Genomic DNA, 24,309 nt, shown 5'->3' with positions numbered 1-24,309 from the left:
TCGATCAGTCAGGCATCCAGCTCGGCCCAACGCTCAACCAACGCTTCCAGCTCCTGGTTCAGCGTCTCCAGAGAGGCGATGACCTTGGCGGTTTCTGCCGCAGGGCGCAAGTAGAAGCCGGCGTCAGCCATTTCCGCTTCGACCGCAGCGATCTGCTGTTCCTTGGCATCGATATCGCCTGGCAAGGCTTCCAGTTCACGCTGCAACTTGTAGCTGAGCTTTTTCTTGGCAGGCGCACCTTCAGCAGCCGGTGCAGGCGTTTCGGCAGCGACCGGAGCCACCACCGCCGTGTTCAGGTCGGCCTTGCCCGACTTGCTCTCGGTCACGCCCAGCAGGCGCGGCGAGCCGCCCTGACGCAGCCAGTCCTGATAACCGCCCACGTATTCGCGCACCTTGCCTTCGCCTTCGAAAACCAGGGTGCTGGTGACCACGTTGTCGAGGAATTCCCGGTCGTGGCTGACCATCAGCACGGTGCCGTTGAAGGTCAGCAAGACCTCTTCCAACAGTTCCAGGGTTTCCACGTCGAGGTCGTTGGTCGGTTCGTCGAGCACCAGCAGGTTGGCCGGCTTGCTGAACAGCTTGGCCAGCAGCAGGCGCGCGCGCTCACCACCAGACAGAGCCTTGACCGGCGTGCGCGCACGTTGCGGGCTGAACAGGAAGTCGCCCAGGTAGCTGAGTACGTGGCGGCTCTGGCCGTCGATGTCGATAAAGTCGCGACCTTCGGCGACGTTGTCGATCACGGTCTTTTCCAGGTCCAACTGGTGGCGCAACTGGTCAAAGTAGGCCACGTCGATGCGAGTGCCCTCCTCTACCTTGCCGCTGGTCGGTTGCAGACCGCTGAGCATCAGCTTGAGCAAGGTGGTCTTGCCGGTACCGTTGGCGCCCAGCAGGCCGATACGATCGCCACGCTGCAGGACCATGGAGAAGTCCTTGATCAGGAACGGGCCGTCCGGGTGATGGAAGCTGACGTTCTCCAGCACCATCACTTGCTTGCCCGACTTGTCGGCAGTATCGAGCTGGATATTGGCCTTGCCGGTACGCTCGCGGCGCTCACTGCGCTCGACGCGCAAGGCTTTCAAGGCACGCACGCGGCCTTCGTTACGGGTGCGACGGGCCTTGATGCCCTGGCGGATCCAGACTTCTTCCTGGGCCAGCTTCTTGTCGAACAGCGCGTTGGCGGTTTCTTCGGCCGCCAGGGCGGCTTCCTTGTGCACCAGGAAGCTGGCGTAGTCGCCGTTCCAGTCGATCAGGCCGCCACGGTCCAGCTCGAGGATGCGCGTAGCCAGGCTCTGCAGGAATGCACGGTCGTGCGTGATAAACAGCACGGCGCCCTGGAAGTCCTTGATGGCCTCTTCAAGCCAGGCGATGGCGCCGATGTCCAGGTGGTTGGTCGGTTCGTCGAGCAGCAGCAGGTCCGGCTCGGACACCAGCGCCTGGGCCAGCAGCACGCGACGACGCCAGCCACCGGACAATTCGGCGAGGGTCTTGTCGGCCGGCAGTTGCAGACGGCTCAGGGTGCTGTCCACCAGTTGCTGCAAGCGCCAGCCATCACGGGCTTCGAGGTCTTGCTGGACGTGCATCAGTTTGTCCAGGTCTTCTTCGGTGACGCAGTTCTGTGCCAGGTGATGGTATTGCGCGAGCAACTCGCCTACGCCGTCCAGGCCTTCGGCTACCACGTCGAACACTGTCCGTCCGTCGGCCACGGGCAATTCTTGCGGCAATTCGCCGATCTTGAGGCCCGGGGCACGCCAGACAGAGCCGTCATCGGGCTTCTGGTCGCCTTTTACCAGCTTCATCATGCTGGACTTGCCGGTGCCGTTGCGGCCGATGATGCACACCCGCTCACCACGGGCGATCTGCCAGGACACCTTGTCCAACAACGGCATGGCGCCGAAAGCAAGGGACACATCGCTGAATTTGAGCAGGGTCATACGCTTCTCCAAAAACTGGGCGCGCATTCTACCTGAGTTGAAGGTGGGATGCGGTCGGGATTTTCTGTATAGACACGTTCTGTAGGACATTTCCGGCGAACTTGAACGAACCAGCCGGCAAAGCTTTCGCGGGCCGCTGGCAAAAGGCTAAGCTAGGGGCAATCAGTGTCGGCGGTGCCGGTGCTAGTCGTGATTTCTCTGCACGGACGTCTCATGCGCAGTCGCCTTTTCAACTTTTTGTCTTGTCTGCTCCTTTCCGCCACTGCCGTTCAATCCGCCCAGGCGGTGGATCTCACCACTCAACGCCAGTATTACGATCAAGCCAAACGCGCCCTGGCCAAGGGCGACACCGGCCCTTACATGCAATACAGCCAGGCCCTGGCCGACTACCCGCTCACGCCCTATCTGGCCTATGACGAACTGACCGCGCGCCTGAAAACCGCAAGTAACGAGGAAATCGAACAATTCCTCGCCAAACACGGCGACCTGCCCCAGGCCAACTGGATGAAACTGCGTTGGCTGCGCTGGCTGGCCGAACGCGGCGATTGGCAGACTTTTGAAAAGTACTACGACACCAAGCTCAATTTCGTCGAGCTGGACTGCCTGCATGGCCAATACCAGCTCAGCCACAACCTGAAGGCCGAAGGCTACAAGACCGCCGAAAAACTGTGGATGACCGGCAAATCCCAGCCAGCCGCCTGTGACGTCACGTTTGGCCAATGGGCCGCTGCCGGCCAACTCACCGAGCAGAAGATCTGGGACCGCGCCAAGCTCGCCGCCGAAGCGCGTAACTACGCGCTGGCCAACAGCCTGGTCAAAACCCTGCCGACTCTTGGCGCCCAGGGCCGCCTGATGGTGGATGTGGCACAGAAGCCAGACATGCTCAGCGACCCGTCACGCTTCCAGCCGGCCACCGAGGCCATGTCTGACGCCGTGGGCCTGGGCCTGCGTCGCCTGGCGCGCCAGGATCCGGACAAAGCCATGTCGCTGCTCGATGGCTACGCCAGCAGCATGCACTTCTCCCGTGACGAAAAGGTGTCGATTGCCCGCGAGATCGGCTTGACCCTGGCCAAGCGCTTCGACCCGCGTGCGCTGGAGGTCATGACCAAGTACGACCCCGAGTTGCGCGACAATACGGTTTCAGAGTGGCGTCTGCGCCTGCTGTTGCGCCTGGCGCGCTGGGAAGACGCCTACCAGTTGACCCGCAAACTCCCACAGGACCTGGCCACCACCAACCGTTGGCGCTACTGGCAGGCACGCAGCCTGGAGCTGGCCGAGCCGAAAAACCCGCAGGCTTTGGTGCTGTACAAAAACGTGGCCAAGGAGCGGGACTTCTACGGTTTCCTCGCTGCTGACCGCTCCAAAGCCCCTTACCAGTTGAACAACAAGCCGCTGGTGATGAGCCAGGCGCTGGTCAACAAGGTGCGCAATACTCCTGGGGTGCGGCGTGCCCTGGAATTCTACGCCCGTGGCCAGATCGTCGACGGTCGCCGTGAGTGGTACCACGTCAGCCGTCATTTCAACCGTGACGAGATGGTCGCCCAGGCCAAGTTGGCCTACGACATGAAGTGGTACTTTCCGGCCATCCGCACCATCAGCCAGGCGCAGTACTGGGACGACCTGGACATCCGCTTCCCGATGGCCCACCGCGACACCCTGGTGCGCGAAGCCAAGGTACGCGGCCTGCACTCCAGCTGGATCTTTGCCATCACCCGCCAGGAAAGCGCGTTCATGGACGATGCCCGCTCCGGCGTCGGCGCCAGCGGCCTGATGCAACTGATGCCCGGCACCGCCAAGGAAACCGCACGCAAGTTCAGCATCCCCCTGGCCTCCCCGGCCCAGGTGCTGGACCCGGATAAAAACATCCAGCTCGGCGCTGCTTACCTGAGCCAGGTGCACAGCCAGTTCAACGGCAACCGCGTGCTCGCCTCCGCTGCCTACAACGCCGGCCCAGGCCGCGTGCGCCAATGGCTGCGCGGCGCAGACCACCTGAGTTTCGACGTGTGGGTGGAAAGCATCCCCTTCGACGAAACCCGCCAGTATGTGCAGAACGTGCTGTCTTATTCGGTGATCTACGGGCAGAAGCTCAACTCACCGCAGCCGTTGGTGGATTGGCATGAGCGGTACTTCGACGACCAGTAGGAGCGAGCTTGCTCGCGAAGAACGTCAACGCTAACGCGTGCTTCCTGGATAAACGCGGCGCCTGTGAGTTTTTCGCGAGCAAGCTCGCTCCTACAGAGGTTTCATTGCCCGCATCGAAAGATGCGGGCATTTTTTATGGGCGCTGATTCACCTGTTCATCTCCATCACTGAACTGCAACGCCGCCAACCGCGCATACAGCGGATTGCTCGCAATCAACTGCTGATGCGTGCCCACCGCCACCAGCTTGCCCTGGTCCATCACCGCAATGCGGTCGGCATTCTTCACCGTGGCCAAACGGTGGGCGATCACCAGCGTGGTGCGCCCCTGCATCAGCTGCGGCAGCGCTTGCTGGATAAGGTGTTCACTCTGGGCGTCGAGGGCGCTGGTGGCTTCGTCCAGCAGCAGGATCGGCGCGTCGACCAGCAAGGCGCGCGCGATGGCCAGGCGTTGGCGCTGACCGCCGGAGAGGCCCTGGCCACTTTCGCCGAGGTGGGTTTGGTAGCCGTCGGGCATTTGCAGGATGAAGTCGTGGGCGTGGGCAATACGCGCGGCGGCTTCCACCTGGGCGGTGGTGGCGGACGGGTTGCCGTAGCGGATGTTGTCCTCGACGCTGCCGAAGAACAACGCCGGGCTCTGGGACACCAGAGCGAAGTGGCGCCGCAGGTCCAGGGGGTCTAGCTCGGTCAGCGGCTGGCCTTCGAGCAGGATTCGGCCTTGCTGGGGGTCGTAGAAGCGCAGCAGCAGATCGAAAATCGTCGACTTGCCCGCACCGGACGGCCCTACCAACGCCAGGGTTTCGCCCGGGTTGATGGTCAGGTTCAAGCCGTCGATGGCGTAGCTGTCCGGTCGCGAAGGATAGGAAAAGCGTAGGTCCTGCAGCTCCATGCGGCCACTGACCCGTTCCGGCAAACGTACGCCGCCAGTGGCCGGCGCCTGGATCTCGTTGCCTGACTGCAACAGCTCACCGATACGCTCGGCTGCCCCGGCGGCACGCTGCAACTCGCCAAGCACTTCGCTAAGGGTGCCGACGGCGCTGCCGACAATCAGGCTATAGAACACGAACGCCGCCAGCTCACCGCCGGAAATGCGTCCGCTGATCACGTCCATGCCGCCCACCCACAGCATCACGCCTACCGCGCCGAGCACCAGCATGATCACCAGGGTGATCAGCCAGGAACGCTGCAAGATGCGTTTACGTGCCGTGACAAAGGCGTCCTCGACGGTGACGGCAAAGCGTTGTTCGTCCTGCACCTGATGGTTATAGGCCTGCACGGTCTTGATCTGGCCCAGCGTCTCGGCGACATAGCTGCCGACGTCCGCGATACGGTCCTGGCTCAAACGCGACAGGCTGCGCACACGGCGCCCGAAGATCAGAATCGGCGCCAGCACCAGCGGCAACGCCACCACCACGATGCTGGTGAGCTTGGGGTTAGTGATAAACAGCAACACGATGCCGCCGATCACCATCAGGGCGTTGCGCAAAAACAGCGACAGTGATGAGCCGATCACCGATTGCAGTAAGGTGGTGTCGGTGGTCAGCCGCGACTGGATTTCCGAGCTGCGGTTGTTCTCGTAGAAGCCGGGGTGCAGGTAGATCAGGTGGTTGAACACCTGCCGACGAATATCGGCCACCACCCGCTCGCCAATCCACGACACCAGGTAAAACCGCGTGAAGGTGCCCACGGCAAGGCCGAGCACCAGCAGCATGAACAGGCCTATAGACTGGTTGAGCAGATGCGGCGACTGGGTCATGAAGCCCTGGTCCACCAACAGGCGTATGCCCTGCCCCATGGACAAGGTGATGCCAGCGGTGACGATCAGCGCCAACAGTGCGCCAAGCGCCTGCCAGCGGTAGGGCGCGATAAAGCGGCTGGCCAGGCGAATCGCACGGCGTTGACGGATTGAGAACATGGAAGGATCACCAATGGAGAGTCTATACATCAACATTGGGGGAACTTGCACAAATAACAATGAGTCAGGTTAATTATGCCCACCGATGCAGGCCGCTAGAGGCTATCGGTCTAAGACTCATCTGGAAATATGTACCGGTTTCTGGTGGACTGGGTGTTCGAACCGACGAGCGTGTAAGGAGTTGTAACAGCGCGTTCATGTGGGGGAATTAAAGTAGGTACACAACCTGATGAGGAGACAGGCCATGACCTTGCAAAATAGCAGCGACGCCAAGATTGAAGTGATCCGCCAGCCGCAGCAGCTGCCTTGCTCGTATATCGATGCCAAGGGCCGGGAAGTGCAGATTACCGAAGAAATGATCCAGCAAGCCTGCAGCGAGCTGGAACAGCGACTGGTCAAGCCTGCCCAGCAAGGCTGAAGCGCCCACGCTCTTTCAAACCCGGCCCAAGTGGCCGGGTTTTTTGTGCCCCCTGTAGGAGCGAGCTTGCTCGCGAAAAACCTGAGGGCGCCGCGTTAAATCAGAAACGCTGCGCTATCGTTGACGTTTTTCGCGAGCAAGCTCGCTCCTACAGTTATAGGTGTTCGGCACCCAGAGCAGTCACGATCTGTGACAGCACCGCCGACTCCCCCTTGATGCGCACCTTCAAGCCATCGATCTCGCGACGCTCCGGATAGTGCTTGCGCAGCAGGTCGAAGGCTTGGCGCTGTTCCTGCACGGTGCCCACCAGGCTGCGGCGGAAATCCGCGTCGTCACGGCGTGGGTCGTACACACTGCGGCACAAGGTCGCCAGCGCCCAGGCCGGGTCAGTCTCAGGATGCAGGTGCATCTCGGCCAGCCAGGGGGCCGGTAGCAAATCACTCAGTCGAATACTCGGTTCCTGGCCCAGGTGCGCGCACAGCGCCTGGTAAATCTGCGCGGTGCCACGCTGCTTGCCATCGAGGCTGTAGCCGGCAATATGCGGCGTGGCCAGCACGCACAGGTCAGCCAGGTCGACGTCCACCTCGGGCTCGCCTTCCCACACGTCCAGCACCGCTTGCAGGTCTTCGCGCGCCAGCAACACCTCGCGCAGGGCCGCGTTGTCCACCACCGCGCCCCGGCTGGCGTTGATGAGCCAGGTGCCCGGCTTGAGCTGTTCCAGGCGCTGGCGATCAAGCAGGTGCCAGGTAGAACCGTTGCCGGACTTGATCAGCGGCGTATGCAAGCTGATTACGTCGCACTGTTCGATGATCTGCTGCAGGCTGACGTAGTCGCCGTCTTCGGTAATCTGGCGCGGCGGATCGCACACCAACACATTCCAGCCCAGGCCCTTGAGCACCTTGACCAAGCGCCCGCCGACTTCACCCGCGCCGACGATGCCGTAGGTACGCTGCTTGAGGTCAGCGCCTTCGATTTCAGCCAGGGTCTGCAAGCTGCCAAGCACGTAGTCCACCACCCCACGCGCATTGCAGCCGGGCGCGCTGGACCACTGGATACCCGCTTGCCTGAAGTAGTCGAGGTCCAGGTGGTCGGTGCCGATGGTGCAGGTGCCGACAAAGCGCACGTTACTGCCCTCAAGCAAGGCACGGTTGACGTTGGTCACCGAGCGCACCAGCAGTACATCGGCCTGCTCGACGGTGGCGCGGTCGATGGAACGGCCGGGCACGCGGCGAATCTCGCCAAACCCTTCGAAGAATGCATCGAGCAGCGGGATATTTTCGTCGGCAACAATCAGCATGGCAGGCTCCTTTGGCGGATTGGCAGTGTACAGAAGATCCTGTGTAGGAGCTGGCTTGCCTGCGATTGCATCGACCCGGTTTGCCTGATGGACCGAGGTGCCCGCATCGCAGGCAAGCCAGCTCCCACAGGGGTCAGCGCTGGCCTGGGCGCATCGCTTACAAATCCCTAACACAGGTTTTTTCCTGACCGCTGCGTCAACGCGTAGAATCCGCCGTCCTTGCGACTGCCTTTCTATTGGACACCTGTACGTGAACACTGCCACCGCTACCCTCTCCCGCCCCGCCCGCATCAGCCGGGAAGTGCGCGGCCTGCTGACGCTGGCCTTGCCGATCATGATCGGCCAACTGGCCACCACCGCGATGAGCTTCGTCGACGCGGTGATGGCCGGGCGCGTGAGCCCGCAGGACCTGGCGGCGGTGGGCCTGGGTAATTCGATCTGGATCCCGGTGTACCTGTTGATGACCGGCACTCTGCTTGCCACCACGCCGAAAGTCGCCCAGCGCTACGGTGCGGGCCAGTTCAGCGAGATCGGGCCCTTGGTGCGTCAGTCATTGTGGCTGGCCGTCGTGGTTGGCATCGCAGGGGCGCTGTTGTTGCTATGCGCCGAGCCGATCCTGCATGCGATGAAGGTCGAACCCGACTTGATCGAGCCGTCCATGGGCTACCTGCACGGCATCGCCGCCGGTATGCCGGCGGTGGCGTTGTACTACGTGTTTCGCTGTTTCAGTGACGGCCTGGGCCGCACACGGCCGAGCATGGTCATGGGCTTGTGCGGCTTGGCGCTGAATATTCCGCTGAACTACATCTTCATCTACGGCCACTTGGGCGTACCGGCCATGGGCGGCGTGGGTTGTGGCTGGGCTACCGCGATTGCGATGTGGGTGATGATGATCGGCCTGGCCATCTGGACGCGCTGGGGCGCGGCCTATCAAAGCAGCGAATTATTCAAGCGCTTCGACTGGCCGCAGTGGGCGGTGATCAAGCGCGTGTTGGGCATTGGCCTGCCGATAGGCGTGGCGATCTTTGCCGAATCGAGTATTTTTGCGGTGATCGCCTTGTTGATCGGCAGCCTGGGCGCCACGGTGGTCTCCGGTCACCAGATCGCGCTGAACGTCAGCTCCCTGGTGTTCATGATCCCCTATTCCCTGAGCATGGCCGTCACCGTGCGCGTCGGCCAGGCGCTGGGGCGCGGCGAACCTCGGGAAGCACGCTTCGCCGCCGGCGTCGGCATGGGCACCGCACTGGCGTATGCCTGCTTTTCCTGCAGCTTGATGCTGTTGTTTCGCGAGCAGATTGCAGCGATCTACACCCCCGACCCGGTAGTGATCCACCTGGCGTCGATGCTGATCGTGTTCTCGGCGCTGTTCCAGTTCTCTGACTCGATCCAGGTCACCGCCGCCGGCGCATTGCGCGGCTACCAGGACACCCGGGTGACCATGGTGCTGACCTTGTTCGCCTATTGGGGCGTGGGCCTGCCGGTAGGTTACGCCCTGGGCCTGACAAACTGGCTCGGCGAGCCCAGCGGCCCGAGCGGTTTATGGCAAGGGCTGATCGTGGGCTTGAGCTGTGCGGCGGGGATGTTGGTGGTGCGCCTGGCGCGCAGTGCACGCCGACGCATTCGGGCCGAAAAGGCGCAGGCTTAATCGGCTTTCTTGCGGATCCAGTACAGGTAGGTGCCAGCATCTTCCCGCTGATCCACCAGTTCATGGTCGAGAAACACGCAGAACTTGGGGATATCGCGACGGGTCGACGGGTCGGTCGCGATGACCTTGAGCAGGCCGCCCGCCGGCAGGTCGCGGATGTGCTGGTGCAGCATCATCACGGGTTCCGGGCAGTTGAGGCCGGTGGCGTCGAGGGTGCCGTCGACAGGCTGTTCAAGACTCATACTTCACTCCTAAAACTGGCACCGCTCAACAATGTGGGAGCGGGCTTGCCCGCGATGACGGGGGCACATTCAACATAAACTTCGACTGTAATACCGCTTTCGCAGGCAAGCCAGCTCCCACATTTAATATCAGCGGCCTTTGGATTTCTTTACGTCTACCAGGCGGCGCAGGTGACAGGTCACCTCTTCGCGGTCGTGGTAGAGCTGCTTGCAGCCGATCTCCACACGAATGCCGCGCGCCTTGAAGCCCTCTTCGATGCGCTCCAGCAGACGCTTCACCTCGGCGTAACGCTGCTTCATCGGCAACTTCAGGTTCACCACCGCCTCGCGGCAATGCCCTTCGCCAATCCAGGTTTCCAAGAGTGCCGCGTTGCGCGCAGGTTTCTCGACGATATCGCAGACCATCCAGTCCACCGGCTGCTTGGGCACGAAGGTGAAGCCGTCGGCCATCAGGTGTTGCACCAGGCCGGTGTCCATCAGGCTTTCGGCCATGGGGCCGTTGTCGATGGCGGTCACCAGCATGCCACGGTTGACCAGTTGCCAGGTCCAGCCGCCCGGTGCTGCGCCGAGGTCGACGCCGGTCATGTCGCCGTGCAGGCGTTCGTCCCACTGGTCACGGGGGATGAAGTGGTGCCAGGCCTCTTCCAGCTTGAGGGTCGAGCGGCTGGGCGCATCACGCGGAAACTTGAGGCGCGGGATGCCCATGGGCCACATCGCCGAGTTGTTCGACTCGGCCAGGCCCATGAACACTTCGCGGCCGCTCTTGAAGGTCAGCAGCAGGCGCGGCTTGCTCGGGTCGTCCACCAGCTTGCCGGCGTTAAGCAGGGCTTTGCGCAGGTGCACTTCGAATTTCTTGCAGAAGTTCGACAGTTCCTTGCCGTCATTGGTGTCGACCATCTCCAGCCACAAGCTACCGCACAGCGGAAACTCGCGCAGGTGGGCGAGGATCACGCTGATGCGGTCGGTTTCCGGCAGGTCGATAAACACCCCGCGCGCCCACTGCCTGGGGAAGATCAGCTCGGCAAAGCGCTGGCCGTGCATCAGGCGCTGGGCGCCGTCTTCTTCGGTGCAGACAAATTCGGCGCAGGCGCTGCCGGTCTTGGCCTTGGCGTAGCCGGAAACGTTCAGGCGCGCGGCGTGCTCCGCGATCTCGGAACAGACTTCGCCTTCAAAACCCGAGCGGCAGTGCATAAAAAGGGTGTTCATTGAATCTCCTGGTGAATCAACCGGCGTTGCGCTATCGCAATACCTGTCATGAAAACGCGCGCATGATAGCCGAGTTCGGAACCTTGGACTCAGCGATAGAGTCCAGTTATTAGCCTGCTAATGAAAACAGCGCTAACGTGATAGCTCTGTTCGTCCCGTCAGGTCCGTAGCCGTGCGGACCATAAGGAGTCATGTAATGTCATCCCTTGATAGCCTGAGAACCCTTAAGACACTGCAAATAGACAGCAAAACCTACCACTACTTCAGCCTGCCCGAAGCCGCCAAGAGCCTGGGTGACCTGGACAAGCTGCCGATGTCCCTCAAGGTGCTGCTGGAAAACCTGCTGCGCTGGGAAGACGCCAAGACCGTCACCGGCACCGACCTCAAGGCCATCGCCGCCTGGCTCAAAGAACGCCAGTCCGACCGCGAGATCCAGTACCGCCCCGCTCGCGTGCTGATGCAGGACTTTACCGGGGTACCCGCGGTGGTCGACCTGGCCGCCATGCGCGCCGCCGTGGCCAAGGCCGGCGGTGACCCGCAGCGCATCAACCCGCTGTCACCGGTCGACCTGGTGATTGACCACTCGGTGATGGTCGACAAGTTCGGCAGCACCAGCGCCTTTGAACAGAACGTCGATATCGAGATGCAGCGCAACGGCGAACGCTACGCCTTCCTGCGCTGGGGCCAGAGCGCTTTCGACAACTTCAGCGTGGTACCGCCGGGTACCGGCATCTGCCACCAGGTCAACCTCGAATACCTGGGCCGCACCGTGTGGACCAAAGAAGAAGACGGCCGCACCTACGCCTTCCCCGACACCCTGGTAGGCACCGACTCCCACACCACCATGATCAACGGCCTCGGCGTATTGGGCTGGGGCGTGGGCGGGATCGAAGCCGAGGCGGCGATGCTCGGCCAGCCGGTGTCGATGCTGATCCCGGAAGTGATCGGCTTCAAGCTCACCGGCAAGCTCAAGGAAGGCATCACCGCCACCGACCTGGTGCTGACCGTCACGCAAATGCTGCGCAAGAAAGGCGTGGTGGGCAAGTTCGTCGAGTTCTACGGCGACGGGCTGGCCGATTTGCCCCTGGCCGACCGTGCCACGATCGCCAACATGGCCCCGGAATACGGCGCGACCTGTGGTTTTTTCCCGGTGGATGAAGTGACCCTGGACTACCTGCGCCTGTCCGGCCGCCCGGCTGAGACGGTCAAGCTGGTGGAAGCCTATACCAAGGCCCAAGGCCTGTGGCGCAACGCAGGCCAGGAGCCGGTGTTCACCGATACCCTGGCCCTAGACATGGGCACTGTCGAGGCCAGCCTTGCCGGGCCTAAACGCCCCCAGGACCGCGTCGCCCTGCCGAACGTAGGCCAAGCGTTCAGCGATTTTCTCGACCTGCAATTCAAGCCCACCAGCAAAGAAGAAGGCCGCCTGGAAAGCGAGGGCGGAGGCGGCGTTGCCGTGGGCAATGCCGATCTGGTCGGCGAGGCGGATTATGAATACGAAGGCAACACCTATCGCCTGAAAAACGGCGCGGTGGTGATCGCCGCGATTACCTCCTGCACCAACACCTCCAACCCCAGCGTGATGATGGCGGCCGGGCTGGTGGCGAAAAAAGCCGTGGAAAAAGGCCTGACCCGCAAGCCCTGGGTGAAAAGCTCCCTGGCGCCGGGCTCCAAAGTGGTCACCGACTACTACAAGGCTGCGGGCCTCACCCAGTACCTGGACAAGCTTGGCTTCGACCTGGTGGGCTACGGCTGCACCACCTGTATCGGCAACTCCGGGCCCCTGCCCGAGCCGATCGAAAAAACCATCCAGAAGGCCGACCTCACCGTGGCCTCGGTGCTGTCCGGCAACCGTAACTTCGAAGGCCGCGTGCACCCACTGGTGAAAACCAATTGGCTGGCCTCGCCCCCCCTGGTCGTCGCCTACGCGCTGGCCGGCACCGTGCGCATCGACATCAGCAGCGAGCCGCTGGGCAATGACCAGCAGGGTAATCCGGTGTACCTCAAGGACATCTGGCCCAGCAGCCAGGAAATCGCCGAAGCGGTGGCCCAAGTCAGCACCAGCATGTTCCACAAGGAATATGCCGAAGTGTTTGCCGGCGACGAGCAATGGCAAGCCATTGAAGTACCGCAGGCAGCCACCTACGTATGGCAGCAGGATTCCACCTACATCCAGCACCCGCCGTTCTTCGACGACATTGCTGGCCCGCTGCCGGTGATCGAGGACGTCAAGGGCGCCAACGTGCTGGCCCTGCTGGGGGATTCGGTAACCACCGACCACATCTCCCCTGCCGGCAATATCAAGGCCGACAGCCCGGCCGGACGCTACCTGCGCGAACAGGGCGTGGAGCCGCGTGACTTCAACTCCTACGGCTCACGCCGGGGCAACCATGAAGTGATGATGCGCGGCACCTTCGCCAATATCCGTATCCGCAATGAAATGCTCGGCGGCGAAGAAGGCGGTAACACGCTGTATGTCCCTACGGGCGAGAAAATGGCGATCTATGATGCCGCCATGCAGTACCAGGCCTCGGGCACACCGCTGGTGGTGATCGCCGGCCAGGAATACGGTACCGGCTCCAGCCGCGACTGGGCGGCCAAGGGCACTAACCTGCTAGGGGTCAAGGCGGTGATCGCCGAGAGTTTCGAGCGTATCCACCGCTCCAACCTGGTAGGCATGGGCGTGTTGCCGTTGCAGTTCAAGCTGGATCAGAACCGCAAGACACTCAAGCTCACCGGCAAGGAGAAGATCGATATCCTCGGACTGACAGCTGCCGAGATCGAGCCGCGAATGAACCTGACGCTGGTGATCACGCGGGAGGATGGCAGCAGCGAGAAGGTTGAGGTGCTGTGCCGGATTGATACCTTGAATGAAGTGGAGTACTTCAAGGCCGGTGGGATTCTGCACTACGTGCTGCGCCAGTTGATCGCCTCTTAAGAGCAACGCAGATCAAAGGTGGGAGCTGGCTTGCCTGCGAAAGCGGTGGGTCAGCCAACATTTTTATNGCTGATACTCCGCCATCGCAGGCAAGCCAGCTCCCACAGTCTTGATCACATTCCAGGCATGAAAAAGGCGCTGTATCTTTCGATACAGCGCCTTTTTACGGTGTGCGGTTTAGCCGAACAACCACTTCCAGAGCAGCACCAGCACCACCACCGCCAGCACCGGCCGCGCAATGCGGTAGGCTTTGGGATGCTTGCGCTTCCACTGTTTGACCTGGCCGCTGAACTTGTCGCTGAAGGTCTTGCTCCAGGCGTACGCCTGGTTGATGCCGCCCACGCGCTCGTCATCGAGGTTCTGCGGTGCGGTTGCGCGGCCCAGTTGCTTGCTGACCCAGCGGTTGATGCGGGTCATCACGCGGTTGCTCAGTGGCCGCTCGATGTCGCAGAACAGGATCACACGGGTCTGTTCGGTTTCGTTTTTCACCCAGTGCACGTAGGTTTCATCGAACATCACGTCTTCACCGTCGCGCCAGGCGTAGACCTGGCCGTCGACGAAGATACGGCAGTCGTCGGAGTTCGGCGTGGACAGCCCCAGGTGATAACGCAGGGAACCGGCAAACGGGTCGCGGTGCGGGTTGAGGTGACTGCCGCCCGGCAACAGCGCAAACATCGCGCCCTTGACGTTAGGGATGCTGCTCACCAACGCCACGGTCTTGGGGCACAGCGCCTCGGCCGATGGCAGCGGCTTGTCGTACCACTTGAGGTAGAAACGCTTCCAGCCCTTCTTGAAGAACGAACCGAAACCGGCGTCGTTGTTCTTTTCGGCGGCGCGGATGTAGCCCTCGTCGAACAGGTGCATGGCCTCTTCGCGGATCACTTCCCAGTTGTCCTTGAGCACATCCAGTTCCGGGAACTTGCTGCGGTCCAGGTAGGGCTTGGACGGCACCGCGGAAAACAGGTACATCAGGGCGTTATATGGGGCGAACAGCGCCGAATGGTTGACGAACTGACGCAACATCGGCAAACGGGCCTTGCCACGCAGGTGCACATACAGCGTGCTGCCGATGAACAGCAGCAACACCGACAGTTTGGCGGCCAAAGAAAAGGTCATGCAGCAACTCCTGGAAATAAGCGCCTGGCCAGCAAATTTCCGTCAATGGGAAACCAGACGTAACAGCCGGCCATGATAAACACTTGAGCCATTATGCAGAAGGCCCAGACCGACCGGGTGACATACATCAACCTTGTGGCGAGGGAGCTTGCTCCCGCTGGAGTGCGAAGCGCTCCCAGAATNGAATAATGGGGCCGCTGCGCAACCCAGCGGGAGCAAGCTCCCTCGCCACAGGGTTGCCCTTAAGATCAGGCCTGGTTTTCCTGCTCGGTAAACAAATCGCTGAACAACATGCTCGACAGGTAGCGCTCACCGGAGTCCGGCAAGATCACCACAATAGTCTTGCCCTGCATCTCCGGCTTCTCGGCCAGGCGCACGGCCACGGCCATGGCGGCGCCACAGGAGATCCCGCACAAGATGCCTTCTTCCAGCATCAAGCGTCGGGCCATGGCCTTGGACTCTTCGTCGGTCGCCAGCTCCACGCGGTCGACCATCGACAGGTCGAGGTTTTTCGGCACAAAACCGGCGCCGATACCCTGGATCTTGTGGGGGCTGGGTTTGATCTCTTCACCCGCCAAGGCCTGGGTGATCACCGGGGAAACCATGGGTTCCACGGCCACCGACAGAATCGGCTTGCCCGCCGTGTTCTTGATATAGCGTGATACTCCGGTGATCGTGCCGCCGGTCCCCACGCCTGCCACCAGCACGTCCACGGCGCCATCGGTGTCGTTCCAGATTTCCGGGCCGGTGGTTTTCTCGTGGATCGCAGGGTTTGCCGGGTTATCGAACTGGGCCGGCATAAAGTAGGTGGCCGGGTCGCTGGCGACGATCTCGGCAGCCTTGTCGATGGCGCCCTTCATGCCCTTGGCCGGCTCGGTCAGCACCAGTTCGGCGCCCAGAGCCTTGAGCACTTTACGGCGCTCAAGGCTCATGGACGACGGCATGGTCAGCAGCAATTTATAGCCACGGGCGGCGGCGACAAACGCCAGGCCGATACCGGTGTTGCCCGAAGTCGGCTCGACAATGGTCATGCCCGGCTTGAGCTTGCCGCTGCTTTCCGCATCCCAGACCATGCTGGCGCCAATGCGACACTTGACCGAATAACTCGGGTTGCGCCCTTCGATCTTGGCCAGGATCGTCACGCCACGCGGTGCGATGCGGTTGATCTGAACCAGAGGCGTATTACCGATGGAGTGCGCGTTGTCTGCGAAGATGCGGCTCATGGCGATTCCTGTTGTCGAGACTTTGGGAAAGGCCCCAAGGGTATGCCTCGTGCTCCCAAGCGTCCAGAAGGAGGAACGTTGCGACGATCAGAACAGTCAATCCCCTACAAGCTAGGAGAACTGCCCAATGAAACGTCGCTACAGTTGGCCGTTAGGGACAATCGCCGCTCTGGTGCTGGTCCTGATTGCCGTGCACATCGCGCTGCCCTACCTGGTACGCAACTACCTGAACGACAAACTCGCCAATATGGGCGATTACCGCGGCGAGATTGCCGATGTGGACCTGGCGCTATGGCGCGGCGCATACCGGATCAACGGCCTGCAAATCGTCAAGGTGGACGGCAAGGTCCCGGTGCCGTTCGTCAAGGCGCCGCTGATCGAGTTCGCAGTGAGCTGGCATTCGCTGTGGTACGACCATGCCGTCGTGGCCGAGGGGCATTTTGTGCGCCCGCAGATCAACTTCGTCGACGGCGGGGCCAACAAACAGGCGTCCCAGACCGGTAAGGGCACCGACTGGCAGGAACAACTGCGCAAGCTGCTGCCGATTACCCTCAATGAAGTGCGCATCGAAGACGGCGAGATCGCCTTCCATAACTTCAGCTCCAAGCCCCAGGTGAATATCAACGCCACTGCGGTCAACGCCAGCTTTTATAACCTGACCAATGTGGTGGATGTCAAAGGCAAGCGCGATGCACGCTTTGAAGGCAAGGCACTGCTGCAAGGCCAGGCGCCTCTAGAAGCCAACGCCACCTTTGACCCGCTGAGCGATTTCGAAGAGTTCGAGTTCCGCTTCCGCGCCCGCGACCTGCAACTAAAACGCATGAATGACTTCGCCTCTGCCTATGGCAAGTTCGACTTCAAGGCTGGCACGGGCGATGTGGTGATCGAAGCCCAGGCTGAAAATGGCCGGCTCACCGGCTACATCAAGCCGCTGCTGCGCGATGTGGAGGTGTTCGACTGGCAACAAGACGTTGAAAACCAGGACAAGAATATCTTCCGTTCGATCTGGGAAGCCGTGGTGGGCGCCAGCGAAACCGTGCTGAAAAACCAGCGTAAAAACCAGTTCGCCACCCGTGTAGAGCTGAGCGGTAGCGTGCATCAGCAAAATGTCAGTGCGTTTTCTGCGGTGATCGCGATTCTGCGCAATGGGTTCATCCAGGCGTTCAATGCTCGTTACGAACAGCCCAAGCCCAGCGCTGATTAACCTTGTGGGAGCTGGCTTGCCTGCGATGGCGGTGNGTCAGCCAACTCATCTGTCACTGATACACCGTCATCGCAGGCAAGCCAGCTCCCACACTTCCTGCATGGGCCAGGGCTGATGTGACCCGCCATTCAGAGACTGAATGCCCCGTCTGCGTTCACAGTCGCCGGGGCTGCGCGGTATAGTCAGGCCATTGATGAATTCGAGGAATGACCGATGAAGTTCGAAGGCACCCAGGCCTATGTGGCTACCGATGACCTGAAACTGGCCGTCAACGCCGCCATCACCCTGGAGCGGCCGCTGCTGGTCAAGGGCGAACCGGGCACCGGCAAGACCATGCTTGCCGAGCAACTGGCCGAATCCTTCGGTGCCAGGTTGATCACCTGGCACATCAAGTCCACCACCAAGGCGCACCAGGGCCTGTACGAGTACGACGCGGTCAGCCGCCTGCGCGACTCGCAACTGGGCGTGGACAAGGTGCACGACGTGCGCAACTACCTGAAGAAGGGCAAGCTGTGGGAAGCCTTTGAATCAGAAGAGCGGGTGATCCTGCTGATCGATGAAATCGACAAGGCCGACATCGAGTTCCCCAACGACCTGCTGCAAGAACTCGACAAGATGGAGTTCTACGTCTACGAAATCGACGAGACCATCAAAGCCAAGAAGCGCCCGATCATCATCATTACCTCCAACAACGAAAAAGAGCTGCCGGACGCGTTCCTGCGCCGCTGCTTCTTCCACTACATCGCCTTCCCCGACCGTACCACCCTGCAAAAGATCGTGGATGTGCACTACCCGGACATCAAGAAAGACCTGGTCAGCGAAGCGCTGGACGTGTTCTTCGATGTGCGCAAGGTGCCGGGCCTGAAGAAAAAACCTTCCACCTCCGAGCTGGTCGACTGGCTCAAGCTGCTGATGGCCGACAATATTGGCGAAGCAGTGCTACGCGAGCGCGACCCGACCAAGGCCATCCCTCCCCTGGCTGGCGCCCTGGTGAAGAACGAGCAAGACGTGCAGTTGCTGGAGCGTCTGGCGTTCATGAGCCGTCGCGGTAATCGCTGATGCTGCTCAACCTGTTCAACGAAATGCGTGCCGCCAAGGTACCGGTGTCGGTGCGCGAGCTGCTCGACCTGATCAACGCGCTCAAACAGCGCGTGACCTTCGCCGACATGGACGAGTTCTACTACCTGGCCCGGGCGATCCTGGTCAAGGACGAGCGGCATTTCGACAAGTTCGACCGGGCCTTCGGCGCCTATTTCAACGGCCTGGAAAAGCTCGACGACCACCTGCAGGCGCTGATCCCCGAAGAATGGCTACGCAAGGAATTCGAACGTTCCTTGAGCGATGAGGAACGCGCGCAGATCCAGTCCCTGGGTGGCCTCGACAAGCTGATCGAGGAGTTCAAGAAACGCTTGGAAGAACAGAAAGAACGCCACGCCGGTGGCAACAAGTGGATCGGCACCGGCGGCACCAGCCCCTTTGGTTCTGGCGGCTACAACCCCGAAGGCATTCGCGTCGGTGACGCCGGCAAGCGTCAGGGCAAGGCGGTGAAAGTCTGGGACCAGCGCGAGTACAAGAACCTCGACGACCAGGTGGAACTGGGCACGCGCAACATCAAGATCGCCCTGCGCCGCCTGCGCAAGTTTGCGCGCCAGGGCGCGGCCGAAGAGCTGGATATCGACGGCACCATTGACCACACCGCCCGCGATGCCGGCTTGCTGAATATCCAGATGCGCCCCGAACGGCGTAACACTATCAAGCTGTTGCTGCTGTTCGACATCGGCGGCTCGATGGATGCCCACGTGAAGATCTGCGAGGAGCTGTTCTCCGCGTGCAAGACCGAGTTCAAGCACCTGGAATATTTTTACTTCCACAACTTCGTGTACGAATCGGTGTGGAAGAACAACCAGCGCCGTACTTCCGAACGCACCTCCACCCAAGACCTGCTGCACAAATACGGCGCCGACTACAAAGTGATTTTTATCGGCGATGCAGCCATGGCGCCCTATGAAATCACCCAGGCCGGTGGCAGCGTCGAGCATTGGAACGAGGAGCCCGGGTATGTGTGGATGCAGCGTTTCATGGCCAAGTACAAGAAGCTGATCTGGATTAACCCTTACCCGAAAGATACCTGGGGCTATACGGCGTCGACGGGGATTGTGCGGGAGTTGGTGGAGGATCAAATGTATCCGCTGACGCTGCGCGGGCTTGAAGAGGGCATGCGTTTTCTATCCAAGTGAACCCTGGCCTGTAGCCGATGCTATCGGCTACAGGCACGGCACTCAGCAGTGCTCGTTGTCGACCCAGGAAAACCTGAGAAAGAGCGCAGCGAACTGTTTGATCAGTTCAGAATCCTGGCGGTCTACTTTCCCGTCGTTGTTCACATCCTGATTGATCGAAACACTGGCCCCTTGACCATTCCCGTCGCTGTATACCGCCGCCGAATAGACGATGGTTTCATCTCGAGGGTCTCCCTCGCCCTGGTGGAAGTGCAGCCGTACCGTATCAGGAATCCCGTTGTCATCGAAGTCGCCGGCAAACACCTTCAGGTATTTGTCAAAGGGCTCATCAAGACTGAACCACTGGAAAGCCAGAAACAGCTGGGAAAACTCCAGTGCCATCTCCTGGTCAACCTTGTCGACAATGCCGTCTTGATTGAGATCATCCGCAATAATCCAGTCAAACTGGCCATCGTCAGTAATATCAAATGCCGTTGCCCGATGCACAAGCGCGGGGGTTTGGGCGGTGTCATAAAACTCCAGATAGACCACATCCGGAATATCGTTATCGAGTACATCCTGGGCATATATCTTCAAATAGCGCATAGCAAAGCCTGATAGTGAATAAGCCAATCAAGGCTTGCATGGCTGTGCGCTGGGGCAAAGACGACAAAATTCTGCAATGTCGTAGGACTCATCTTTAAAACCCACTTACGCTGAAAACCTGCGTAAATACTCTATGTGCTGCCGATGCGCAGCCTCCTGCACCACCGGTGCCAACCGCACCTTCTCCCCCGGCAAACACTGCGCCAGCCGCGCCAAGGATAAAGGCGTCAACGCGCCCAACCGCGGATAACCACCGATCGTCTGCCGGTCATTGAGCAACACAATCGGCTGCCCATCCGGGGGCACCTGGATCGCGCCCAACGGTATCCCTTCGGAAATCAACGACGGCCCCTGATACTGCAATGGCGTGCCGAGCAAACGCACGCCCATACGGTCGGCACGGCTGTCCAGAGACCATTCGGCGTTGAAGGCATCAAACAGGCTCTGCCCGCTGAACTGGCCTATCTGCGCGCCGATGATCACGTCCAGTGATGCAGCGGATTGCACATCCGGGTTGGCCAGCACCTTCATTGCACCGCCCGTACCGGAATAAGCCAACCGCCCGCCTTCGGCCAAGGCTTTGCCGAAACCGTCCACCCCGCCCAATGCCTCGCGCACGACCGTGGCACAACTGCCCAGTACAGTCTGCGCATCAAAGCCACCGGGCGCGGCCAGATAAGCGCGTGCCCCATTGCACGGCTGGGTGAAGCGCAGTCGCTGGCCCTTTTGCAGGATAAAACTGCGACCGGGGCTTATCGCCCGCTCATCGACATAGGCGCCCAGGTCCGCACCGGCCAAGGCCAGCAGGCAATAATCCTCAGCCTCTACGGTAAAGCCCCCAAGGGTGATCTCCACCACCGGCGCATCCAGGGCATTGCCCAAAAGCCAGTTGGCCCAGGACATCGACACCCAATCCAGCGCGCCGCCCTGGGTCACGCCCAGATGACGCACGCCGAATCGCCCGCCGTCTTGCAACAGGCACAGCGGCGTGCTGGCCTCGATGATCAAGCGGCTCATGCCTGCGCCTCCAGCGGCGTGTCGTCGCCACCCAAGTGGATGAATTGCGCGTGGCTGACCGCTTCGAAGCGCACCGTGTCGCCGGGCTGCATAAGGCTGTAGCCGTCGCGCTCACGGTCGAACAGTTTGGCCGGTGTGCGGCCGATCAGGTTCCAGCCGCCTGGGGACACCACCGGGTAAGCGGCGGTCTGCCGTTCGGCGATACCGACACTGCCAGCGGCCACGCGTTTGCGCGGCGTGTTGAGGCGTGGGGTGGCGAGCACTTCGTCCACCAGCCCCATAAAGGCAAACCCAGGGGCAAAGCCCAGGGCGAACACCTGATACTCGTGGGCGCTGTGGCGGCGGATCACCTCCTCCACGGCCAGCCCGCTGCGCTGGGACAGCAAGGTCAGTTCCGGGCCGACACTCAGGTCGTACCACACTGGCAACACATGGCACTGGCCGCTGCCCTGGGCCTGGGGTTGCAGATCGGCGAGGGCCTGGTCAATCAGCGCCCGGGCCTGGGCCGGGGTTAGCGCAGTGAGATCGTAATGCACCATCAAGGTGGTGTAGGACGGCACCAGGTCCACCAATGCCAAGCCAAAGCCATTGCGCAGGCGCTCGGTAGCCGCGAGCATCCACGGCATGTTGGCTTCGGCGATCACGTCAAACAGACGCACCATCAGGCAGTCGATCGCCACCACTTCGATGCGTGGGCTCATGCTGTTTTCAACGCTTCACGGATACGCTGCACGGCAGCCACCGAGCTGGCGTTGTCGCCATGCACACACAGGGTATTGGCCTGGAGTACCAATGAACTGCCGTCGCTGGCAATCAGCGATTCGCCACGGGAAAGGGTCAGGGCCTGCTGCACAATGGTTTCGCTGTCGTGGTGCACCGCGCCGGGCAACTGGCGGGAAACCAGATGGCCCTTGCTGTCATAGGCACGGTCGGCAAAGGCTTCGAACCACAGCGTCACCCCGTATTCATCACCCAACGCTTGGGCAGCGCGGTTATCCCGGGTGGCCAGCAGCATCAGCGGCAGGTCGCCGTAGGCGGCCACGGCCTGGATCACCGCACGCAACTGCGCGGGGTTGGCCATCATGTCGTTGTACATCGCACCATGGGGTTTCACATAGCTGACGCGCCCGCCCTGAGCGCGGCAGATGCCGTCCAGCGCGCCGATCTGATAGTGCAACAGGTCCTGGATTTCCTGCGGCGTGTAGTTCATGGAGCGCCGGCCGAAGCCTTGCAGGTCCTGGTAGGCCGGGTGGGCGCCCACTTGTACGCCGTGCTTGAACGCCAGACTGACGGTCTTGCGCATGATGCTCGGGTCGCCGGCATGGAAGCCGCAGGCCACGTTGGCGCAATCAATGAACGGCATGACTTCGGCGTCCAGACCCATGGTCCAGTTACCAAAGCTTTCGCCGATGTCGCAGTTCAGTAGCAGGCGGCTCACGGTGGTCGCTCCTCTAGGCTTTGTTTTCTTGTAGTGTGGGATTTTTTACGCAGAACTCGCAACTTGTCCTGACACCCCGACGACGCTTATCGTGGAATAGCTCGATTTTTGGCGCTTGCCCGCTGCGACGTCCAACTAATAAAAACCGATCCATGCATAAGAAAAAGTTGATCCCATGAATTTGAAGTTCCTCGAAACCTTCGTCTGGGTGGCCAGGCTCAAGAGCTTCCGGCTCACGGCCGAGAAGCTGTTCACCACCCAGGCCTCGATTTCCAGCCGCATTGCCGTGCTTGAAAGCGAGCTGGGCGTGAAGCTGTTCCTGCGTGACTCGCGAGGCGTGAGCCTGACCCCGGAAGGCTTGAAAGTGCTCGACTATGCCGAGCAAATGATGGTGACCATGCAGGGTTTGAAGCAGTCTCTGGAGACCACCAGCAGCAAGGTCGGGCGCATTCGGATCGGCGCGATGGACACGGTGATCCACACCTGGCTCAGCCCGCTGGTCGCTGAACTGATGAAACTGTTCCCGCTGGTGGAGATCGAGCTGATCGCCGATACCGCGCTGAACCTCAGCGATCAGCTACAAAAAGGCTTTCTTGACCTGATCCTGCAAACCGACCTGCTGCGCCTGGAAACCGTGCGCAGCCTGGAACTGGCCAGCCACCCCATGGCCTGGATCGTGGCCAGCCAGTCGATCTACAACCGCGACTACGCCTCCCTCGCCGAACTGGCCCAGGAGCGCATCATCACCTACTCGAAAAACTCTCACCCGCATCAGGACGTGTTGAGTTTGATGCAGGCCAATGGCGTGGCCGCACCGCGCATGAACTGCGTGAACTCGGTGTCGGCGATTACCCGGTTGCTGCGCGATGGCTTCGGCATCGGCGCACTGCCGCCGGTGCTGGTGAGCGAAGAGCTGGAGCGAGGGGAATTGGTGATGCTGCCCATGGCCCAGCGCCTGCCGAACTTGCAAGTAGTGGTGTCGTGGCGCGTGGGGGTGGAGTTGGTGGAGGAAATTGTGGGGTTGTGCCAGAAAGTCGTCGCCCGCTATGCCGAGCAAGTCGGTGCAGAACGCATGCAACTGCATAAACCCGATTAATCGTTCCCACGCTCTGCGTGGGGACGCAGCCTAGGGCGCTCTGCGCCTCCAAGCGCGACGCGGAGCGTCAGAAAAAGCATTCGCACGCGGAGCGTGGGAACGATCAGTGGGTCGTTAGAGGCCCTTGAGGTCCCGCTCTTCGATGGGCCGGCTCTGGCGCAGGCGTCGGCCGCCTAACACCACCCAGTCGATCAAGCGGTACAGGCACTCGATGCCGAACGACAACAGCATCGCCCCGCCCAGGCCCCAGCCCATGGCTTCAGGCGTCAGCAGAATCTGGTAGCTGTAGCCATTCCAGGTCTCCGAACGGATATCCGGGTCGGCAGCCACCGCCACTTGCAGGGCACGGATGTACCACGGGCCCTGCATGGCCTGGTATTGCTTGTCCAACTCGAGCTGACGATCGAGCATAGCGCCCAGGCTGCTGGCGTCGCTCTGGAATACCGGGTCATCGCTGGCGCGGTAATGCGCCACCAAGGCTTGCATATCGCCGTTGAAGAACTGCTGCGCCGTGGACTCGAAACCGCGCAAGCCGGTCTGGGCCTCGATCAGGTGGGCTTCGACGCGCTTGGCGTAGTCATTGATAAACCCCGGCACCTGCACGCCGACCAACAAGCCAACGGCAAACAGCACCAACCGCAGATAGCTCAGCAACATGCTCG

General features: G+C 61.2%; 20 protein-coding genes. 8 read left to right on the top strand and 12 right to left on the bottom strand.

All coding sequences use genetic code 11. The features are described 5' to 3' along the window. Positions 1-8: 8 nt before the first annotated feature. Positions 9-1,931, bottom strand: a complete 1,923-nt coding sequence (locus ACTJLA_RS20140; protein WP_440841971.1) for an ATP-binding cassette domain-containing protein — start codon at positions 1,929-1,931, stop codon at positions 9-11. Positions 1,932-2,144: 213 nt separating this feature from the next. On the opposite strand from ACTJLA_RS20140, the gene ACTJLA_RS20135 reads away from it, so the two are divergent. Continuing rightward, the gene (locus tag ACTJLA_RS20135) at positions 2,145-4,073 is read left to right on the top strand and encodes a transglycosylase SLT domain-containing protein (protein ID WP_054919957.1); all 1,929 of its coding nucleotides are present in this window, start codon (positions 2,145-2,147) and stop codon (positions 4,071-4,073) included. Positions 4,074-4,206: 133 nt separating this feature from the next. Here ACTJLA_RS20135 and ACTJLA_RS20130 read toward each other — a convergent pair whose 3' ends face one another. Further along, the gene (locus ACTJLA_RS20130; protein WP_236281220.1) at positions 4,207-6,015 is read right to left on the bottom strand and encodes an ABC transporter ATP-binding protein/permease; all 1,809 of its coding nucleotides are present in this window, start codon (positions 6,013-6,015) and stop codon (positions 4,207-4,209) included. Positions 6,016-6,229: 214 nt separating this feature from the next. On the opposite strand from ACTJLA_RS20130, the gene ACTJLA_RS20125 reads away from it, so the two are divergent. Next, positions 6,230-6,403, top strand: coding sequence for a PA1571 family protein (locus tag ACTJLA_RS20125; protein ID WP_014717504.1), 174 nt, complete (start codon positions 6,230-6,232; stop codon positions 6,401-6,403). Positions 6,404-6,557: 154 nt separating this feature from the next. On the opposite strand, the gene pdxB is transcribed toward ACTJLA_RS20125, so the two are convergent. Beyond that, the gene (pdxB, locus tag ACTJLA_RS20120; protein ID WP_314549654.1) at positions 6,558-7,700 is read right to left on the bottom strand and encodes a 4-phosphoerythronate dehydrogenase PdxB; all 1,143 of its coding nucleotides are present in this window, start codon (positions 7,698-7,700) and stop codon (positions 6,558-6,560) included. 250 nt (positions 7,701-7,950) lie between these two features. Between pdxB and ACTJLA_RS20115 the strand changes: the two genes are divergently transcribed. Continuing rightward, the gene (locus ACTJLA_RS20115) at positions 7,951-9,345 is read left to right on the top strand and encodes an MATE family efflux transporter (protein ID WP_014717502.1); all 1,395 of its coding nucleotides are present in this window, start codon (positions 7,951-7,953) and stop codon (positions 9,343-9,345) included. Here ACTJLA_RS20115 and tusA read toward each other — a convergent pair. Beyond that, complete coding sequence (tusA, locus tag ACTJLA_RS20110; protein ID WP_054898798.1) at positions 9,342-9,587, bottom strand: sulfurtransferase TusA; 246 nt, start codon at positions 9,585-9,587, stop codon at positions 9,342-9,344. The genes ACTJLA_RS20115 and tusA overlap by 4 nt on opposite strands. A 129-nt stretch (positions 9,588-9,716) precedes the next feature. Then, positions 9,717-10,793: a 23S rRNA (cytidine(2498)-2'-O)-methyltransferase RlmM gene (gene rlmM / locus ACTJLA_RS20105; protein ID WP_054898799.1), complete on the bottom strand. Its 1,077-nt coding sequence runs from the start codon at positions 10,791-10,793 to the stop codon at positions 9,717-9,719. 196 nt (positions 10,794-10,989) lie between these two features. Here rlmM and acnA point away from each other — a divergent pair, with 196 nt between their 5' ends. Continuing rightward, entirely contained in the window at positions 10,990-13,731 is a 2,742-nt protein-coding gene (gene acnA, locus ACTJLA_RS20100) for an aconitate hydratase AcnA (RefSeq protein WP_314549642.1), read from the top strand. 177 nt (positions 13,732-13,908) lie between these two features. Here the strand turns inward: acnA and ACTJLA_RS20095 are convergent, their stop codons facing one another. Together ACTJLA_RS20095 and cysK are read right to left on the bottom strand one after the other, a co-directional pair. Further along, positions 13,909-14,847, bottom strand: coding sequence for an aspartyl/asparaginyl beta-hydroxylase domain-containing protein (locus ACTJLA_RS20095; RefSeq protein WP_005786126.1), 939 nt, complete (start codon positions 14,845-14,847; stop codon positions 13,909-13,911). Positions 14,848-15,095: 248 nt separating this feature from the next. Beyond that, complete coding sequence (cysK, locus tag ACTJLA_RS20090; protein WP_003189630.1) at positions 15,096-16,070, bottom strand: cysteine synthase A; 975 nt, start codon at positions 16,068-16,070, stop codon at positions 15,096-15,098. A 127-nt stretch (positions 16,071-16,197) separates the two neighbouring features. On the opposite strand from cysK, the gene ACTJLA_RS20085 reads away from it, so the two are divergent. From ACTJLA_RS20085 to ACTJLA_RS20075, 3 genes are all read left to right on the top strand, one after another. Next, positions 16,198-17,274 (top strand): DUF748 domain-containing protein, encoded by a 1,077-nt coding sequence (locus tag ACTJLA_RS20085; protein WP_054898991.1) that lies wholly within the window; start codon positions 16,198-16,200, stop codon positions 17,272-17,274. A gap of 213 nt (positions 17,275-17,487) precedes the next feature. Next, on the top strand, positions 17,488-18,333 hold the full coding sequence (locus tag ACTJLA_RS20080; protein WP_003189627.1) for an AAA family ATPase: 846 nt from the start codon (positions 17,488-17,490) through the stop codon (positions 18,331-18,333). Next, a complete protein-coding gene (locus ACTJLA_RS20075) occupies positions 18,333-19,511 on the top strand; it encodes a vWA domain-containing protein (protein WP_003189625.1) in 1,179 nt (392 codons plus the stop codon). Before ACTJLA_RS20080 ends, ACTJLA_RS20075 begins: the two co-directional genes overlap by 1 nt. 42 nt (positions 19,512-19,553) lie before the next feature. Here the strand turns inward: ACTJLA_RS20075 and ACTJLA_RS20070 are convergent, their stop codons facing one another. From ACTJLA_RS20070 to ACTJLA_RS20055, 4 genes are all read right to left on the bottom strand, one after another. Next, positions 19,554-20,096 (bottom strand): hypothetical protein, encoded by a 543-nt coding sequence (locus ACTJLA_RS20070; protein ID WP_252950348.1) that lies wholly within the window; start codon positions 20,094-20,096, stop codon positions 19,554-19,556. A gap of 105 nt (positions 20,097-20,201) precedes the next feature. Next, complete coding sequence (locus ACTJLA_RS20065) at positions 20,202-21,113, bottom strand: biotin-dependent carboxyltransferase family protein (RefSeq protein WP_054919978.1); 912 nt, start codon at positions 21,111-21,113, stop codon at positions 20,202-20,204. Then, positions 21,110-21,814: an allophanate hydrolase subunit 1 gene (locus ACTJLA_RS20060; RefSeq protein ID WP_314549625.1), complete on the bottom strand. Its 705-nt coding sequence runs from the start codon at positions 21,812-21,814 to the stop codon at positions 21,110-21,112. Before ACTJLA_RS20060 ends, ACTJLA_RS20065 begins: the two co-directional genes overlap by 4 nt. Beyond that, positions 21,811-22,551, bottom strand: a complete 741-nt coding sequence (locus ACTJLA_RS20055; protein WP_054898996.1) for a 5-oxoprolinase subunit PxpA — start codon at positions 22,549-22,551, stop codon at positions 21,811-21,813. The genes ACTJLA_RS20060 and ACTJLA_RS20055 overlap by 4 nt, the downstream gene beginning before the upstream one ends. A 175-nt stretch (positions 22,552-22,726) precedes the next feature. Here ACTJLA_RS20055 and ACTJLA_RS20050 point away from each other — a divergent pair, with 175 nt between their 5' ends. Next, complete coding sequence (locus ACTJLA_RS20050) at positions 22,727-23,647, top strand: LysR family transcriptional regulator (RefSeq protein WP_034126629.1); 921 nt, start codon at positions 22,727-22,729, stop codon at positions 23,645-23,647. Positions 23,648-23,761: 114 nt separating this feature from the next. Here ACTJLA_RS20050 and ACTJLA_RS20045 read toward each other — a convergent pair whose 3' ends face one another. After that, complete coding sequence (locus tag ACTJLA_RS20045) at positions 23,762-24,304, bottom strand: DUF2937 family protein (protein ID WP_034126628.1); 543 nt, start codon at positions 24,302-24,304, stop codon at positions 23,762-23,764. Between the last annotated feature and the right edge of the window lie 5 nt (positions 24,305-24,309).

The organism is Pseudomonas sp. 22072, from assembly GCF_052046095.1.
GTDB classification, from domain to species: Bacteria; Pseudomonadota; Gammaproteobacteria; order Pseudomonadales; family Pseudomonadaceae; genus Aquipseudomonas; species Aquipseudomonas paracarnis.
Note: the sequence above shows the minus strand (reverse complement) of the source record. Positions and strands in the feature narration are given on the sequence as shown.